The organism is Streptomyces sp. CB02009 (assembly GCF_001905825.1).
Classification (GTDB): domain Bacteria; phylum Actinomycetota; class Actinomycetes; order Streptomycetales; family Streptomycetaceae; genus Streptomyces.
Genome location: NZ_LIVV01000008.1, coordinates 256,346 through 272,640 on the forward strand (window position 1 = coordinate 256,346; position 16,295 = coordinate 272,640).

Annotated in this window: 18 protein-coding genes and 1 pseudogene; 15 read left to right on the forward strand and 4 right to left on the reverse strand. The window is 72.2% G+C overall.

Features of this window, described 5'->3' with window-relative positions; all coding sequences use genetic code 11:
• Positions 1–52 precede the first annotated feature (52 nt).
• Positions 53–514, forward strand: coding sequence for a MaoC family dehydratase (locus AMK27_RS30200; protein WP_030315866.1), 462 nt, complete (start codon positions 53–55; stop codon positions 512–514).
• Here AMK27_RS30200 and AMK27_RS30205 read toward each other — a convergent pair.
• The 3 genes from AMK27_RS30205 to AMK27_RS30215 form a co-directional block, all read right to left on the reverse strand.
• Positions 505–1,131: a TetR/AcrR family transcriptional regulator gene (locus AMK27_RS30205; RefSeq protein ID WP_073915194.1), complete on the reverse strand. Its 627-nt coding sequence runs from the start codon at positions 1,129–1,131 to the stop codon at positions 505–507. The two genes, AMK27_RS30200 and AMK27_RS30205, sit on opposite strands and share 10 nt — an antisense overlap.
• 100 nt (positions 1,132–1,231) lie before the next feature.
• Positions 1,232–1,519, reverse strand: a complete 288-nt coding sequence (locus tag AMK27_RS30210; protein WP_073915196.1) for a YiaA/YiaB family inner membrane protein — start codon at positions 1,517–1,519, stop codon at positions 1,232–1,234.
• A 129-nt stretch (positions 1,520–1,648) separates the two neighbouring features.
• Positions 1,649–2,800, reverse strand: a complete 1,152-nt coding sequence (locus tag AMK27_RS30215; protein ID WP_073915199.1) for an acyl-CoA dehydrogenase family protein — start codon at positions 2,798–2,800, stop codon at positions 1,649–1,651.
• Positions 2,801–2,862: 62 nt separating this feature from the next.
• On the opposite strand from AMK27_RS30215, the pseudogene AMK27_RS30220 reads away from it, so the two are divergent.
• The 4 genes and pseudogenes from AMK27_RS30220 to AMK27_RS30235 all read left to right on the forward strand — a co-directional run.
• Positions 2,863–3,519, forward strand: a pseudogene (locus AMK27_RS30220) (TetR/AcrR family transcriptional regulator); the annotation flags it as partial.
• A gap of 253 nt (positions 3,520–3,772) precedes the next feature.
• Positions 3,773–4,468: an ArsR/SmtB family transcription factor gene (locus tag AMK27_RS30225; protein ID WP_073915202.1), complete on the forward strand. Its 696-nt coding sequence runs from the start codon at positions 3,773–3,775 to the stop codon at positions 4,466–4,468.
• A gap of 79 nt (positions 4,469–4,547) precedes the next feature.
• A complete protein-coding gene (locus tag AMK27_RS30230) occupies positions 4,548–5,462 on the forward strand; it encodes a DMT family transporter (RefSeq protein WP_073915205.1) in 915 nt (304 codons plus the stop codon).
• A gap of 213 nt (positions 5,463–5,675) precedes the next feature.
• Positions 5,676–6,365 (forward strand): TetR/AcrR family transcriptional regulator, encoded by a 690-nt coding sequence (locus tag AMK27_RS30235; protein WP_073915208.1) that lies wholly within the window; start codon positions 5,676–5,678, stop codon positions 6,363–6,365.
• Between the two features lie 99 nt (positions 6,366–6,464).
• Here the strand turns inward: AMK27_RS30235 and AMK27_RS30240 are convergent, their stop codons facing one another.
• Positions 6,465–7,127, reverse strand: a complete 663-nt coding sequence (locus tag AMK27_RS30240; protein ID WP_073915211.1) for a TetR/AcrR family transcriptional regulator — start codon at positions 7,125–7,127, stop codon at positions 6,465–6,467.
• 122 nt (positions 7,128–7,249) lie between these two features.
• Between AMK27_RS30240 and AMK27_RS30245 the strand changes: the two genes are divergently transcribed.
• The 10 genes from AMK27_RS30245 to AMK27_RS30290 all read left to right on the forward strand — a co-directional run bounded on the left by AMK27_RS30245 (position 7,250) and on the right by AMK27_RS30290 (position 16,217).
• A complete protein-coding gene (locus AMK27_RS30245; RefSeq protein WP_073915214.1) occupies positions 7,250–8,188 on the forward strand; it encodes a DMT family transporter in 939 nt (312 codons plus the stop codon).
• A 71-nt stretch (positions 8,189–8,259) separates the two neighbouring features.
• Positions 8,260–9,060 (forward strand): MBL fold metallo-hydrolase, encoded by an 801-nt coding sequence (locus AMK27_RS30250; protein WP_073915217.1) that lies wholly within the window; start codon positions 8,260–8,262, stop codon positions 9,058–9,060.
• 26 nt (positions 9,061–9,086) lie between these two features.
• The gene (locus AMK27_RS30255; RefSeq protein ID WP_073915220.1) at positions 9,087–9,788 is read left to right on the forward strand and encodes a DsbA family oxidoreductase; all 702 of its coding nucleotides are present in this window, start codon (positions 9,087–9,089) and stop codon (positions 9,786–9,788) included.
• Between the two features lie 220 nt (positions 9,789–10,008).
• Positions 10,009–11,187, forward strand: coding sequence for an aminotransferase class I/II-fold pyridoxal phosphate-dependent enzyme (locus AMK27_RS30260; RefSeq protein WP_073915223.1), 1,179 nt, complete (start codon positions 10,009–10,011; stop codon positions 11,185–11,187).
• Complete coding sequence (locus AMK27_RS30265; RefSeq protein WP_073915226.1) at positions 11,177–11,722, forward strand: DUF6190 family protein; 546 nt, start codon at positions 11,177–11,179, stop codon at positions 11,720–11,722. The genes AMK27_RS30260 and AMK27_RS30265 overlap by 11 nt, the downstream gene beginning before the upstream one ends.
• 26 nt (positions 11,723–11,748) lie before the next feature.
• A complete protein-coding gene (locus tag AMK27_RS30270) occupies positions 11,749–12,555 on the forward strand; it encodes a dihydrodipicolinate synthase family protein (protein WP_073915229.1) in 807 nt (268 codons plus the stop codon).
• Positions 12,552–13,442, forward strand: a complete 891-nt coding sequence (locus AMK27_RS30275; RefSeq protein ID WP_073915232.1) for an iron-containing redox enzyme family protein — start codon at positions 12,552–12,554, stop codon at positions 13,440–13,442. The genes AMK27_RS30270 and AMK27_RS30275 overlap by 4 nt, the downstream gene beginning before the upstream one ends.
• A complete protein-coding gene (locus tag AMK27_RS30280; RefSeq protein WP_079188636.1) occupies positions 13,439–13,819 on the forward strand; it encodes a Rieske (2Fe-2S) protein in 381 nt (126 codons plus the stop codon). The genes AMK27_RS30275 and AMK27_RS30280 overlap by 4 nt, the downstream gene beginning before the upstream one ends.
• Positions 13,816–15,267 carry a purine-cytosine permease family protein gene (locus AMK27_RS30285; RefSeq protein WP_073915235.1) on the forward strand — a complete coding sequence of 484 codons (1,452 nt, stop codon included), beginning with the start codon at positions 13,816–13,818 and terminating at the stop codon, positions 15,265–15,267. The genes AMK27_RS30280 and AMK27_RS30285 overlap by 4 nt, the downstream gene beginning before the upstream one ends.
• A 2-nt stretch (positions 15,268–15,269) precedes the next feature.
• The gene (locus tag AMK27_RS30290) at positions 15,270–16,217 is read left to right on the forward strand and encodes a PDR/VanB family oxidoreductase (protein ID WP_073915238.1); all 948 of its coding nucleotides are present in this window, start codon (positions 15,270–15,272) and stop codon (positions 16,215–16,217) included.
• The last annotated feature ends 78 nt before the right edge of the window (positions 16,218–16,295 follow it).

Consider the following 16,295-nt stretch of genomic DNA (forward strand, 5'->3'; position numbering starts at 1 on the left):
GTTGGGTATGCCGTACCGGGTGGGGCGTACCGGACCAGAAGGGACCAGGAACATGGCCGAGCCGAGGATCTTCACCTCCGCGGAGGAACTGCGCGCGGGAGTCGGCGAGCAGCTGGGGCACAGCGACTGGGTGGAGATCGACCAGAAGCGGATCGACCTCTTCGCCGAGGCGACCGGGGACCACCAGTGGATCCACGTCGACCCGGAGCGCGCGGCCACCGGTCCGTTCGGCACGACCATCGCGCACGGCTATCTGACCCTGTCGCTGCTCCCGCTGTTCGTTCCGCAGGTGCTGCGGGTCGAGGGCATGAAGATGGGCCTCAACTACGGCACGGAGAAGGTGCGTTTCCCCGCCCCCGTGCCGGTCGGCTCGCGCCTGCGCGCCTCGGCCGTCCTGACGAAGGTCGAGGAGGCCGGCGGCGGTGTGCAGGTGACGGCGGCCGTGACGGTGGAGCGCGAGGGCTCCGAGAAGCCGGTCTGCGTCGCCGAGTCGGTCTCCCGCTACTACTTCTGAGCGCCGACCATCCTGAGGACGAGGTCGGCGTAGAGCGCGCCGACCTCGTCGGGCGACCGGCGCCCCTGGACGTTGAACCAGCGCGAGACGTCGATGCAGAGCGAGAGCACGGCGACCGTGGTGCCCGCGACGTCCGGCACGTCGAACTCGCCCGCCGCCACGCCCTCGTCGATGATGCCGCGCACCGCCGCGTCGGACCGGCGGCGCAGCTCCACGATCTCGGCCCGGTGCTCGGGGCCGAGGGCGTCGAGCTCGTACTGGACGACCCGCGCGGTGGTGTGGCGCTCGGCGTGCCAGCGGACGAAGGAGCGCACGGCGTCGGCGAGGCGCTCGGCGGCCGTGCCGTCGCCTTCGGCCGCGGCCCGGAGGATCTCCAGGGCCTTGTCGTGGCCGATGCGGCTGATCCGGTGGAGCAGCTCTTCCTTGGTCTTGTAGTGGATGTAGAGCGCGGCCGGGCTCATCCCCGCGCGGCCCGCGATGTCCCGGGTGGTGGTGGCGTGGTAGCCGCGCTCGGCGAACGCCTCGACGGCGGCCACCAGCAGTCGCCGGGCCGCCTCGGGCGTGACCTCGCCCCAGGGCATGTCCTCGCCGCCGGGCGTCTCCTCCGCCGCGCTCATCCCACACTCCCTCTCGGACCCCGTCAGGACGCACACCATACCAACGAGGGTGAGCAAGCGCTTAGAGAGCGAGTGGGGCGGCTCGGGGCCCGCCGAGCGGTCAGAGCTTCTGGAAGGGGTCGTGCTCCGCGAGCAGCTTCTCGAGGCGGGCCTGGTCGACCCGGCTGACGATCTGCCCGGCCTCCTGGCGGTCGCGGACGACCTTGGCGAGCGTGAAGGCCGAGGTGGTGAGGTAGAGGACCGCGACGGCGAGGAAGGCGCGGACCCAGGCGCTGGCCTCCAGCTGGTAGATCCCGATGGCCACGGCCCCGAGGGCGAGCGAGAAGGAGGCGACGGCCTGGGCGTAGTAGGCGGCGGTGTTCTGCTGCTTGACCGGTGTGTCACTCATGGGCCCAGCATCGGGCGGATGTGGCCGGTGCCACATCCGTCCTCGTACTCAGCGGGGTACTCAGAAGAGCGGGCCGGGGACCCGGACAGGGTCGGAACGCGGAGACCCCGGCCCGGATCCTGGGCGGCGTCAGAACGCGGAGACCCCCGTCAACGCCCGCCCGATGATGAGCTTCTGGATCTGGCTGGTGCCCTCGTACAGGGTCATGACGCGGGCGTCCCTGAGGAGCTTCCCGACCGGGTACTCGTCGATGTAGCCGTAGCCGCCGAAGACCTGGAGGGCGTTGTTCGCGGCACGGACGGCGGCCTCGGAGGCGTACAGCTTCGCCTTGGAGGCGGCGGTCGCGAAGTCCAGGCCGCGGTCGATCAGGTCGGCGACCCGCCAGGTGAGCAGCCGGGCGGCGTCCACGTCGACGGCGATGTCGCTGATCAGCTCCTGCACGAGCTGGTACGAGGCGATGGGCCGGCCGAACTGCTCGCGCTCCCCGGCGTACCGGACGGCCGCGTCGAGGGCGGCCTGGGCGATGCCGACGCAGCCCGCGGCGACGGACATCCGGCCCTTGGCGAGGGCGGACATGGCGATGCTGAAGCCCTTGCCCTCGGGGCCGAGCATCGCGGCGGCGGGGACGCGGACGTCCTCGAGGACGAGTTCGGCGGTGGCCTGGCCGCGCAGGCCGAGCTTGCCGTGAATGGCGCGACGGGTGAGGCCCGGGGTGTCGGTGGGGACGAGGAAGGCGGAGACGCCCTTGTGTCCGGGGGTGTCGTTGGTGCGGGCGAAGAGCAGCACCACCTCGGCCCAGGTGCCGTTGGTGATGAACATCTTGGTGCCGCTGATGCGGTAGTCGTCGCCGTCGCGGACGGCCCGTGTGACGAGGTTCCCCGCGTCGGACCCGGTGCCGGGCTCGGTGAGGCCGAAGCAGCCGAGCGCCTCGCCGGAGGCGAGCCGGGGCAGCCATTCCCGCTTCTGCTCCTCGGTGCCCCAGGCGGCGACGGTCTTGGCGACCAGGCCGAGCGAGACGGAGACGATGCCGCGCACGGAGGAGTCGCCTCGCCCGAGTTCCTCGGTGACGAGGCAGTACGCGAGGTGGTCGCCGCCGGAGCCGCCGTACTCCTCCGGGACGGTCAGTCCGAGGAAGCCGACGGCGCCGAGCTTCTTCACGATCGCCCGGTCCACCTCCTCCGCCCGGTCCCACGCCACGGCGTGCGGGGCGACCTCGCGCGCGACAAAGTCCTCGGCGAGCCGCCGTACGGCTTCCTGCTCCTCGCTGAGTTCCAGATTCATGCGGCGCCCACCTCACCCGACCGTTTAATTACCACTGCTAGTTTTCTTGGTGCAGGCCTACTATGTGCGCCATGGCCCGACCGCGCAAGCCCCTGCTCAGCCGAGACCGCATCGTCGAGACGGCGGGCGCGCTCGTCGACGCGGAGGGCCTCGACGCGCTCTCGACCCGGCGGCTCGCGGCCGAACTCGGGGTCAGCGGACCCTCGCTCTACAACCACTTCCGCACCAAGGACGAGATCCTCGACGCCGTCGCCGACGCGGTGAGCGCGAAGATCGACCTGTCGATGTTCGCGGAGGAGGACGGCCGCGACTGGCAGACGGCGCTGCACGACTGGGCCGTCTCCTACCGCGCCGCCCTCGCCGACCACCCGCACATCGTCCCGGTCCTCGCCCAGGGCCCCGGCCGCCGCCCGGCGGGGCTGCGCGTCGCGGACGCCGTCTTCGGCGCGATGGTCCGCGCGGGCTGGCCGCCGGCCCAGGCCACCTCCATCGGCGCGCTGATGCGGTACTTCATCACCGGCTCGGCGCTCGGCTCGTTCGCGCGCGGCTTCGTCGACGACGAGGCGGCCTACGACCCGGCCGACTACCCCCACCTCGGCCAGGCGCACCGCCTCGCCGAGCACCGCCAGAAGGTCGACGAGGGCGCGTTCACCACGGGCCTGCGGGCGCTGCTCGACGGACTGCGGCTCCAGTACGAGGGCCAGGCCCGCCCGTCCGAGGCGCGGCCCGGAGCCCGCCCGTCCGAGGCGGGGCCTGGAGCACGCCTGTCCGAGGCGGGGCCCGGAGCCCGCTCTTCCGAGGCAGAGCCTGGAGCACGCCCGCCCGCGGCGGAGCCTGGAGCACGCCCGCCCGCGGAACAGCCCGGAGCCCCCTCGTCCGATGTGCAGCCTGGAGCCCGCCCCTCCACCCCGTAGGACAGTTCGACAGGACGGTTCGGCCCCCGCCGAAGCGTGCGTGCGGGAGGGTGGACGCATGGCAGCCAGTGACCTCGCCGCGCTCGCGGCGCTCTTCGCGGACGAGACCCGCGCCGCGTTCCTGCTCGCCCTGCTCGACGGGCGGGCCTGGACCTCAGGGGAACTCGCCCGGCACGCGGGCGTGGCCCCGTCCACCGCGAGTGAGCACCTCGGGAAGCTCGTCACCGGCGGGGTGCTCGCGGAGGAACGGCAGGGCCGTCACCGGTACGTGCGCCTCGCCGACCCCGGGATCGCGCACCTGGTCGAGGACCTGGCCGCCCGGTCCGAGCCCGCGGTGCCCGCGCCGCCCCGCTCGCTGGGCGCCGCGAGCGCCGGCCGGGCGATGGCCAGGGGCCGGACCTGCTACGACCACCTCGCCGGGCGGCTCGGCATCGCGATCACCGAGGCGATGACGGTCCGCGGACTGCTGCGCCAGGACACCGGGTTCGCGCTCACGGACCGGGGGCTCGCCTGGTTCGACGAGCTGGGCGTCCCGCTCGTGTGCCGGGGGCGGCGGCCGGTCGCGCGCGGCTGCCTCGACTGGACCGAGCGCCGGCCGCACCTCGCGGGGCTCGCGGGCGCCGCGCTGTGCCGGCACGCCCTGGACGAGGAGTGGTGCGTGCGGATCGGGTCCGAGCGGGCCGTGAAGGTGACCGGGCGGGGCGAGAGCGCGCTGCACGCGCACCTGGGGATCGCCCCGGAGGAGCTGCGATGAGGCGGCTGCCGCGGGGCGGCGGCGCCCGGCCCGGGATATTGCGGTGAGCGCCGAAGGGTTCGCGCCCTACGGTCGAGCCATGCAGAAGCAATCCTCGCGGCTCGCCCTCGCCGCCGCCGGTGTCACGGTCGTCCTCTGGGCCTCGGCCTTCGTCTCCATCCGCAGCGCGGGAGAGGCCTACTCCCCCGGCGCGCTCGCGCTCGGTCGGCTGCTCGCCGGCGCCCTGGTCCTCGGAGCCGTCCTCCTGGTCCGCCGGGAGGGACTGCCGCCCCGGGCGGCCTGGCCGGGGATCCTGGTCTCGGGCCTGCTCTGGTTCGGCGTCTACATGGTGGTGCTCAACTGGGGCGAGCAGGAGGTCGACGCGGGCACGGCGGCGATGGTGGTGAACATCGGGCCGATCCTGATCGCGCTGCTCGGCGCCCGCTTCCTGAAGGAGTCCCTGCCGCCGCGGCTGCTCGCGGGCATGGCGGTCTCCTTCGCGGGCGCGGTGGTCGTGGGCCTCTCCATGTCCCGCGCCTCCTCCGGCGCGCACGCCTCCCTGCTCGGCGTGTTCCTCTGCCTCCTGGCGGCGATCGCGTACGCGGGCGGGGTCGTGGCGCAGAAGCCGGCGCTCGCCCACGGCAGCGCGCTCCAGGTGACGACGTTCGGGTGCCTGGTCGGGGCGGTCGCCTGCCTGCCGTTCGCCGGGCAGCTGGTCGACGAGGCGGGCCGGGCCCCGCTGTCGGCGACCCTGAACATGGTCTACCTGGGAGTGTTCCCGACCGCGCTCGCGTTCACGACCTGGGCCTACGCCCTGGCCCGGACGACCGCGGGGCGGATGGGCGCGACGACGTACGCCGTGCCCGCCCTGGTGGTGCTGATGGCGTGGCTGTTCCTCGGCGAGCTGCCGGGTCCGCTCACGCTCGCCGGGGGCGCGCTGTGCCTGGCGGGTGTGGCTGTATCCCGTTCACGGGCGCGGACGGCCGCCGGCGCCGGAACGGCCGAATCCACCTGACAGGGCATGGCTCCGGTTCCGGACACTTCACACGCCCCCGGCGCCGGGTGTGCGCCCGCGACCTGGAGGGGAGATGCCCGTCAAGCCCCAGTTTCGGCCGGTGGGACGAGAGGACACGTTTCGTGACTCCCCGGCCGGATAGTTTCGAGTCGGTCACAGGCGCGGGCCGGAACATCACGCTCCGGCCCCTTCTCGCAAGCCGACGGGGGAGTCATGGCGATTCAGCAGCGGGCAGAACGCACAAGACAGGAAATCCTGTCGGCGGCCGCACGGGTGTTCGACAGGCATGGGTACGAGCGGGCCTCGCTCGCCAGGATCGCCGGCGAGGCCCGGGTGACGACCGGCGCGCTCGTCTTCCACTTCGCGACCAAGGCGGAGCTCGCGACGGCGGTCCACGGGCGGGCGCACGCCGCCACCCGGATCACGGTCGAGTCGGCGTGTCTGTCCACGGAGGGCGTCGGCGGCACCGCGATCGACAAGCTGGTGATCGCCACGCACGCGCTGATACGGCTCTTCGAGACCGATCCGACGGCACGCGCCGGTGAACGCCTGGCGCGGGAACTCCAATTAGCCGACCCGGGGTTCTCCCGGGACTGCCCCTGGCGGCGCGAGGTGGCGCGCCTGGCACGCTACGCGGAGGCCGAGAAGGCCCTGCGTCCCGGCGTGGACGCGACGGCGGTCGCCGCGCTGATCGGCTATGTGATCACCGGGGTCGAGCTGGAGATGCGCTGCCCCAACGGCCCGTCCGACGAGTGCTGGCCCTCCGAGGACCCGAGGAGCGCCGACACCGGCGCCCTGCACGGCCCCGCCGAGCAACGGCTGGACCGCATCTGGAAGTTGATCCTCCCGGGCCTGGTCCACCCGGCCGGGAGACGGCCCGGGGCCCCCGCGAGCCCGGCCTGACCGACACGACACTCCTAGGCCCTTCCCGATCCCGGCCGCCCGCGGGGCGGCCCGGGAAGCGGCGTCCGGCGGGTCGCCGGCGCCGTGCGGCGCCCCGCCTCACTCCCCCGAACGCAGCAGCTGGCGCGCGAAGTCGGCGAGCGAGCGGCCGACGCGTTCGGTCGACAGACCGAGTTCGTGCCGCTGGAACTGGTAGAGCTCGGGCGACAGCGGGCTGAGCGCGATGTCGATCAGCGGGTCCGGGTCCTGGATCCCGTGGTCGACGAGCAGCGTGCGGACGTGCACGCGCCAGAAGCCGTACGCACCCGTCCGGAAGCGCGCGGGACCGGTCTCCGCGCCGAGGGCCAGCGGCAGGTGCCGCTCCAGGAGATCGAGCATCGCCAGGTAGAACGCCGCCAGCCGCTCCCCCGCCGGCGCGCCGGGGCCGAGCGGCGGCGGGCCGTAGATGAGCTGCCCCTGGAGCCGGCGCTCGTGCTCGTCGAGCAGCGCGACGGCGACCGACGAGGGATCGGGGAAGCTCCGGTAGAGCGTGGCCCGACCCACCCCGGCGGCCTTGGCGATCTTGTCCATGGTGACCGTCCGCGGATCCTGCTGGGCGAAGAGCTGCTCGGCCGCGGCCAGGATCTGGGCACGGTTGCGCTCCGCGTCCGCGCGTCTGCGCGGGGCGACCGGCTGTTCGTCCGCGGCCTGGAGATCACCGAGGAGCCCGCCGACCCGGTGGACGGAGGCGGCTCCACGACCCCGCTGCTCTTCGTCGCTCATGGACCAGACCTTACTTCCCCTGGAGCTAAGTGGACACCTTGTCCGTTTGCCATGTCGCGTGGCATGCTAAACGGACTCAGTGTCCACTTATCCGCTCGCCATCCCGCCCCAGGGAGATCCAGATGCACACCGCGCTCCTCGCCGCGGCCCTGCTGGTCGGCTGCCTCCTGGCCGTCCAGGCCTCGGTGAACCTCCAGCTCAACTCGGCCGTCGGCACCCCGTACGGCGCCTCGACCATCCAGCTCGGCGTCGCGACCGGTCTGCTGACCGTGCTCGCGGTGGCGGCCGGAGCGCTCGGCGCGCTCGGCAAGCTGCCCGACGTCGAGCCCTGGCAGCTGCTCGGCGGACTCGCCAGTCCGCTCTACATCACCAGCGGCATCCTGCTCTTCCCACGGCTCGGCGCCCTCGCCGCCGTCGGACTCTTCGTCACCGGCCAGATGTTCGCCTCGCTCGCGCTCGACCTCTTCGGCCTCCTCGGCCTCGAGAAGCAGGACCTGAGCGCCGGGATCGTCATCGGCGCCGTGGCCGTCCTCGCCGGCATCGTCGTGATCATCCGGGGCATGAAGGCGGCGGCCCCGCCCGGCGCCCCCAAGATGTCGAGCGCCGGCCGCGCCGGCTGGCTCGCCCTCGGCATCGTCGCCGGCGCCGTGCTGCCCATTCAGGGCGCCGTCAACGCCCAGCTGCGCGCCCAGCTCAAGCAGCCCGTCACCGTCGCCGTGATCAGCTTCGCCGTGGCGACCTTCACCATCGCCGTCGTCCTGCTCGTGCTGTACGCGACCCGGAAGACGCCGAAGCCCAAGATCGCCCCGCTGAAGAAGATGCCCTGGTGGGGCTGGCTCGGTGGCGCCTGCGCCGCCGCCTACGTCACCGGGACCTTCCTGCTCATCCCCGAGATCGGGGCCGCGGTGACCATCGCGCTCACCGTGACCGGGCAGCAGCTCACCTCGGCCCTGATCGACCACAAGGGCCTCTTCAAGCTCCCCCAGCGCTCCCTCACCAAGCCGCGCACCCTGGGCCTCGCCCTGCTGATCGCCGGCTCGCTGACCATCCAGCTCGTCTGACCGAGGCCGTCACTCCCCCGGGACCCCGCCCGGGGGCCACGGCCCGCACGGTGCGTCATGAAAGGTGTGTCATGCAAGCGTCCTACACCGCCGGGCCGGACCTCCACGTCCTCCCCTCGGCGCTGCCCATACCCGGCCTCGGCGACCAGCCGGTGAACGCCTTCCTCCTCCGCTCGGGCGAGCCGATCCTCGTGGACACCGGCATGCCCGTCGACCGGGAGGGCTTCCTGGACTCCCTCTGGTCGCTGATCGAGCCGGCCGACCTGCGCTGGGTGGTCGTCACGCACGACGACCGCGACCACACCGGCGCCCTCGCCCGGATCCTGGAGGCGGCGCCGAACGCGAAGGTCCTGGCCAACGCCATATCGCTGACGCGAATATCGGAAGAGTTCAGCATTCCGCAGGAAAGGGTCGTCACCGCGAACCCGGGAAGCCGCGTGAAAGTCGGGGACCGCGAGCTCAGTTTTCACCGGCCGCCCACTTTCGATTCACCCGGGACTCTCGCCGTGTTCGACCATTCCGATGGAACGCTCTACAGTTCCGACAGTTTCGGGACCGTCGTCGAGGAAATCAGCCACGAGTTCACCGACCTTTCAGAGGCCGAGTTCTTCCACGGCTTCGAGGTCCTGAACCGGGCGATAGCCCCGTGGACCGCGCTGGTCGACGAGACGAAATTCCTCCGGCCGGTGCGTGAACTGGCCGCCCTGCGCCCCGCGAAGCTGCTGAGCGCCCACGGGCCGACCGTCCGCGAGGCCGCCGTACCGCGGCTCTTCGAGGCGATGGCCCGCATCCCCTCCCTGCCCGCCTGGCTGCCCGACGCCGACCTCGACCTCGAGGCCGCGCTCGACGCCGTCGAGCCCCCCGCCGCCTGAGATCCCCGCACGAACCGAGGAGAACCATGTCCGACCCGACCACCGCCGACCTGACGCCGCCGCGCGGAGTCGTCACCGTCTTCTCCGACATCTGGTGTTCCTTCGCGCACATCGCGATCCACCGGCTGCACACCACCCGGGCCCGCCTCGGCCTGGAGGAGCAGGTCGCCTTCGACCTGCGCGCCTTCCCTCTCGAACTGCTCAACGACGCCCCGAGCCCGCGCCCCGGCACGGACAGCGAGGTCGCCCGGATGGCCAGCCTGGAGCCGGCCGCCGGCTGGCAGCTCTGGCAGGCCAAGGACTGGCTGTACCCGTCGACGACCCTGCCGGCCCTCGAGGCGGTGCTCGCCGCCAAGGAGCAGAGCCTGCGCGCGTCGGAACAGCTCGACCTCGGGCTGCGCCGGGCCTTCTGGGCCGAATCGCGCTGCATCAGCCACCGCAAGGTGATCCTGGACGTGGCCGCCGAGACCGGTGCGGTCGACGTCGACGCCCTCGCCGAGGCCCTGGACGACGGGCGCGCGCGCCGGTCGCTCGCGGACCAGGCCGCGCTCGCCGCGAGCGACCGGGTGGACTGCAGCCCCCACCTGTTCCTGCCCGACGGCTCCGACCACGCCAACCCCGGCATCGAGGTGGACTGGGAGGGCGCCTACGGCATCGGCTGGCCGGTGATCGGCTCGGACGACCCGAAGGTGTTCGAGGACATCCTGCTGAAGGCCGCCACTGAATAGTTGAATACGCCGCAGAAAGCGGCCGCACCACCGGAACGACGGCCAGGCATTCCTTTACGAGGAATGCCTGGCCGTCGTTCCTTTTTTTCGCCCGCAGAACATCGCGGTGATTATTAATTGCGTGACCCGGCCGTTATTCGCAAGGCCGCTCGAAGCTCCTACAGTCATTCACGCCGCCGGAATTCCGGACGGAGATTCGTATCGACAGCGGGAGTTCTTCATGTCGTTGACCGACAAGGCAGACGTCAGCACGTTCGTCGACCTCACCCAGCACGAGATCGAAGCCCTGAAGACCCGGTTCAACCTGGCCGACGCGCACACCCACCAGCGTCAGTCCACCTCCCAGGAGCGGATCGTCTCGCGGCTTCCCGAGCTGTGGCACGAGTCCGAGTCGAAGCAGCAGGCGCACTTCGAGCAGCAGTTCCTGGACGCCTTCTTCCGGCTGCACCGGCAGCCCACGGCCCGCGCCATGGGCCGCACGCTCCTGTCGTACTCCGCGAGCGTGTCGACCATGGTCGCCGGCATGTTCCTCAAGCAGCGCGGGATGTCGGTGCAGTTGGTCGAGCCCTGCTTCGACAACCTGGTCGACCTGCTGCGCAACATGCAGGTGCCGATCGCCCCGTTCGCCGAGTCGGCGCTGCACGACAAGGACTCGATCTACGAGCGGCTGGTCGAGGAGATCACCGCGGACGCGATCTACCTCGTCGACCCCAACAACCCCACCGGGTTCACCCTGCTCGCCGAGAAGCTGGAGGGCTTCCGCGAGGTCGTCCGCTACTGCGTGGACCACGACAAGGTCCTGGTGATGGACTTCTGCTTCGCGTCCTTCGCGCTCTGCGACGAGGGCATCGGCCGGGTGGACATCTACCAGCTCCTCGAGGAGTCCGGCGTCACATACATGGTCATGGAGGACACCGGCAAGACCTGGCCGATCCAGGACGCCAAGTGCGCCATGATCACGGCCAGCCGGAACATCCAGGAGGAGGTCTACAACCTCCACACCAGCGTCCTCCTGAACGTCTCGCCGTTCGTGCTCAACATGGTCACGCAGTACGTCGAGGACTCCATCACCGACGGCTTCGCCTCCGTCCGCGACATCATCCGCACCAACGGCGAGGCCGCCCGCAACGCCCTCAGCGGCACCATCCTGGAGTTCCAGGAGCCGGTCGTCGGCACCAGCGTCGCCTGGTTCCGCATCAAGCCCGAGCACCTGACCGCCACCCAGCTCCAGGCCGTCCTCTTCGACGAGGAGGTGTATGTCCTGCCGGGCACGTTCTTCTACTGGAACACCAAGGAGAAGGGCGAGCGCTTCGTGCGCCTGGCCCTGGCCCGCGAGCCGGAGCTGTTCGCCGGCGCGATGGAGCGGATGCGGAAGGTGCTCGAGCGCTATGCCGGCTGACACCGACCCGGTGGTGTTCATCGACGCCACCACGTTCATGGGCATGCACAGCAAGGACGACGCGGTCCGCGTGGCCGCCAAGGCCTTCTTCGCCGGCCGGCTGGCCGCGGGGGAAGCCGGCGGGGTCGTCATGAGCTGGGAGCAGGTCGGCCGCTGCGACGACCTCGTGTGGGGCTACGAGCGCGAACTGCAGGACGAGTACTACCCGTTCATGGACGTCCTCCACACGGACCTCGCGATCGACCGGATCGCCTACACCGAGGACGACGTCCGCCGGGCCTTCGCCGAGCCCGCACTCGACGGCCTGCCCGCTCATGAACGTCTGCTGCTCGCCCAGGTCATCGGCCGCGGGGGCGTGCTCCACACGGCGAGCCCCCGGCTCGTCCGGGCCGCGGCCGGCCTGCCCGTCGTACCGCTGGCCCCGCTCGTCCCGGCCGGCGCTCCCGCCCCCGGCGAGGAGCCGTCGTTCCCGGCGTACCTGGAGGACCTCTACCGGCGGTCGCTGGTCCTGAAGGTCGTCTCCGAAATCCTCTGAAGTCGTTCCGAAGGGCACCCCACCTCATGCCTGGCACCTACTCCGGGACCGTCGTCCCGCTGATCACCCCGTTCGACGAGCACGGCGTCGTCGACGAGCAGAGCGTCGTCCGTCTCCTGGACCACATCCGCGCCGAGGTCAGCGGCTTCATGCCGGCCCTGACCTCCGGCGAGGGCTGGAAGCTCGACGCGCGGCAGTGGCAGGACGTCGTCACGTACACCGTCCGGCACGCGGGCGGTCTGCCCGTCCTCGCCGGCATCCAGCTCCCCGACACCGACGCGGTGATCGACCGGGCCCGGACGGCGGCCGCGATCGGCGCCGACGCCGTCGTCGTCACCACGCCGTTCGGCGCCGAGGTGACGCAGGACGACATCGTCGAGCACTACAAGGCGATCCGCGCGGCCCTCGACATCCCGATCTTCCTCTACAACGAGGAGGCGCTCTCGGGCAACCGCATCGAGTTCGACACCCTGATCCGGATCTGCAAGGAGATACCGGGGATCGTCGGGATCAAGGAGTCCAGCGGCGACGCCGCGTTCACCCGGAACATGGCCGAGGCCGGCACCGGCATCCCGGTCTTCGAGGGCTGGGAGAACCTCCTCGTCGACGCCCGCGGCATCGACGGCTTCATCGGCCCGCTGGCCAACCTCGAACCCTCGCTGTGCAACGCGATGCTGGTCGACCCGACCCCCGACCGGCAGGCGGAGATCAACACCGTCTGCGAGCGGTACGGCGTCTTCAAGGACGACTGGTACCGCTGGGTCAAGAAGGAACTGCACGTGCGCGGCGTGATCTCCTCCCCGACCGTTCACGAGGAGGCGAAGGCGGCATGAGCACCACCCCCGCCGCTCCCTCCGCGGCCGTCCCGTCCGCCGTACCGGTGGCCGCGCACTCGATCACCGCCCCGGCCGCGACCTCCCAGCGCGAGCTGCACAGCCTCTACCGGCGGGTTCCCAACCTCGGCGACTACGGGTCGATGACCGCGATCGAGGAGCGCTGGATCCTGCCCAAGGCGCGGGCGTACGAGGCCTCCGCGCCCCGGTTCGGCTCGCCCGGCGAGCTCCTGCAGGCCCTCAAGGAGTTCCTCGCCGAGGAGGAGGCGTCGCTCCCCGAGAGCGCCACCTTCCTCGCCGAGCACGCGACGCTCGACCAGTTCAAGGTCGTGGTCCGGCAGTTCGCGCTCGACGGTCTCACCGAGTCGGAGTCGCTGCTCCCGGTGGTGCCCCGGCTGCCGTACCGCTCGGCGATGGCGGTCTTCCGCGTCCTCATCGACGAACTCGGCTGCGGCAACGAGGAGAAGGCGCACTCCCAGCTCTACCGCGACCTGCTCACCGAGCTCGGCCTGAGCCTCCGGCTCGACGACTACCTCGACGAGACGGTCCCCGAGTGCTTCGCCTACGTGAACATGTTCCACTGGCTGGCGAGCCGGGCCCCCTCGCCCCAGTACTTCCTGGGCGCGTACGCCTACTTCGAGACGAGTGTGCTGTACGCCTTCCAGAGCTTCGCGCGGGCGGCGCGGCGGCTCGGGATCAGCCACGACGCCTACTACACCGAGCACCTCTACATCGACTCGTACCACAGCAGTCATATGCGCACGGCGATCCGGTCGCTCGAGGAGCCGGACCTGGCGAAGATCTGGGCGGGCGTGCGCCTGGCCTCCGACATCGTCGGCACGGCCACGGAGGCGGCCGTCGCCCGAGCCCGGGAGACCGTCGCATGACGGCCGTGCCGGCGGGGCGGCGGCGGGGCTCCGACGAGCCCACCGTGCGCCAGGTGACCGAGGACCTGGTCCTCGTCGAGGTCGGCGGCCGAAAGGTCCTCGCGGCCGCCGTCTGCCCCCACCGCGGGGGCCGGCTCAAGTACGGCAGGGTCGACGGGGACAGGCTGCGCATCACCTGCCCCCTGCACCACACGACCTTCGACCTGACCAGCGGCGCGCGGCTGGCCGGAGCCGCGTGCGCGGACATCCGCGTGGTGGACGTGCTGCCCGGGGACCTCAGCGTCCCCGAGCAGCGCGACCCCGCCCACGACAGCCGGGCGGCCGCCCCCACCGAAGCGGCCGTCCAGGGGACCGCCCCGTCCGGGGGCGCCTCATGACCACCACACCGACCGGGGCGGCGTCCACCGCGACGCCGCCCCGTGCGGCCGTCGACCACGACGGCATCGCACCGGTGCCCGAGGCCGAACGCACCTCGACCCCGGGCGACTTCGGCTGGATCTGGCCCTCCGCCCAGTTCTCCTTCGGCACGGTCGTGCTCGGCGCGCTGCCCGTCGTCTTCGGACTCGGCTGGTGGGCCTCGGCGAGCGCCATCGCCGTCGGCGTGGCCGTCGGCACGGCGCTGCTCGCGCCGCTCGCCCGCTTCGGCGTCCGGACCGGCACCAACGACCCCGTGTCGAGCGGCGCGCACTTCGGCGTACGGGGCAGGGTCGTCGGCAACGTCCTCACGGTCGTGACCGCGCTCGGCTTCTTCGCCATCGCCGTGTGGACGGGCGGCACCGCCGTCATGGTCGCCGGCCACCGGCTGTTCTCCACCCCCACGGGCCCCGGGGCCCTGACCGCCGCGATGTTCGTGACGGCGGCCGCGGTCGCGCTGGTCGCCGTACGCGGCCACGAGACCCTCGTCCGTACGTACAAGGTCACCGCGGTCACCGGCGGCGCGGTCCTCCTCGGCACCGTGCTCGTCCTCGCCCCGGACTTCGACGCGGGCTACGCCGGCGGAACGCTCGCGCTCGACAGCACCCTGCACACCTGGCTGCTCGCGGCGACCGCCTCCGCCACCGTGCCCCTGTCGTACGCCACCTTCCAGGGCGACTACACCCGCTTCATGCCCGCCTCCACGCCCGCCGGCCGGGTCGCGCGGGCCAGCGGGATCTCGATGTTCCTCAGCAGTCTCGCCGCGCTGCTCACCGGCGCGTACGTGACGACCCTCTTCCCCGTCCCCGACGAGCCGTGGCTCCAGGGCCTGACCGACGCGGTGCCCGGCTGGTTCGCGGTCGCGGTGGTCGTCTTCGGCTTCGCGGGCACCCTGCCGCAGGCCGGGCTCTGCCTGTACGCGGCCGGGCTCTCCGCCAACTCGGTGTTCTGGCGCTCCTCACGGGCCGCCGTCACCACGGTGGTCGCGGTGCTGGCGGCGGCCGTGCTGTACCTCGGTGCGGTCGTGTACGACGCCATGGACGCGATGTCGGCGTTCGTGACGCTGCTCCTCACCGTCGTCGCCCCGTGGGCGGCGGTGCTCTTCGTCGGGTACGTGCTCCACCGCGGCAGGTACGACGCGGAGGCGCTGCGTACCTTCACCACGGGTGGCGGCGGCCGGTACTGGTACACCGGCGGGGTCAACCCGCGGGCGGCCACGGCCTTCGTGATCGGCTCGGTCGTCGGGGTCCTCTGGGTCAACAACCCGCTCTACACCGGCCCGTTGACCGACCTGACAGGCGGGGTCGACCTCAGCCTGCCGGCCTCCTTCGCGGTCGCCGCCGTGCTGTACGGGGCGCTGTGCCGGGTGTGGCCGGAGCCGCTGCTGCCGCCGACACGAGTCCCGAGGTGACGATGTCCACCACAGTCCCGCGCACCGCCCGGCTCACGGTCCGGGCGGTCGTCCCCGAGGCCGAGGGCGTCCTGGGGCTCGTGCTCGCCGATCCCACGGGCGCCGAGCTGGCCCCGTGGGAGCCCGGCGCCCATCTGGAGGTGACCCTGCCGTCCGGGGCGGTCCGGCACTACTCGCTCTGCGGGGACCCCGCGGACCGGAGCACGTACCGGCTCGGGGTGCTGCGGGAGCGTGACGGCCGGGGCGGATCGGAGGAGGTCCACACGGCCGTCGGCGCGGGCACCGTCCTCGGGGTGCGCGGGCCGTTCAACCGCTTCCCGCTGGTGCCCGCCGAGCGGTACCTGTTCATCGCGGGCGGCATCGGCATCACCCCGCTGCTTCCGATGGTCCGCTCGCTTCCGCCGGGGTCCTGGTCCCTGCTGTACGGGGGCCGGAGCCTGCCGGGCATGGCGTACCGCGAGGAGCTCGCCGCACTCCCCGGGGTCACGCTCGTCCCGCAGGACACGGCGGGGCTGCCCGACCTGGACGGCGTCCTGGCGGGGCTGCCCGCGGGGACGGCCGTCTACTGCTGCGGTCCCGAGGGGCTGCTGCGGGCCGTGGAGGAACGCTGGCCGGGTCCCCTGCACACGGAGCGGTTCGGGGCGGCGCCGGCCGCCGTCCCCGGGGCGGACCCCGGGACCGGCGACGGCTTCGAGGTGGAGCTGCGGCGGAGCGGGCGGACCGTGCGCGTCGCGCCCGACCGGACCCTGCTCGACGCCGTGCGCGAGGTGGTCCCCGGGGTCGCGTACTCCTGCGAGGAGGGGTTCTGCGGGACCTGCGAGACGAAGGTGCTCGCCGGGACGCCCGAGCACCACGACTCCGTCCTCGGCGAGGACGAGAAGGCCTCGGGGACGACGATGATGATCTGCGTGGGCCGCTCGCGCGGCGGCCGCCTCGTGCTCGACCTGTGACGCGAACGCGACCTGTGACGCGCCCTCGATCCGCGGCGCGGCGCCGGTCCTAGACGCGCGGAGGGCCCGGTAAGGGCC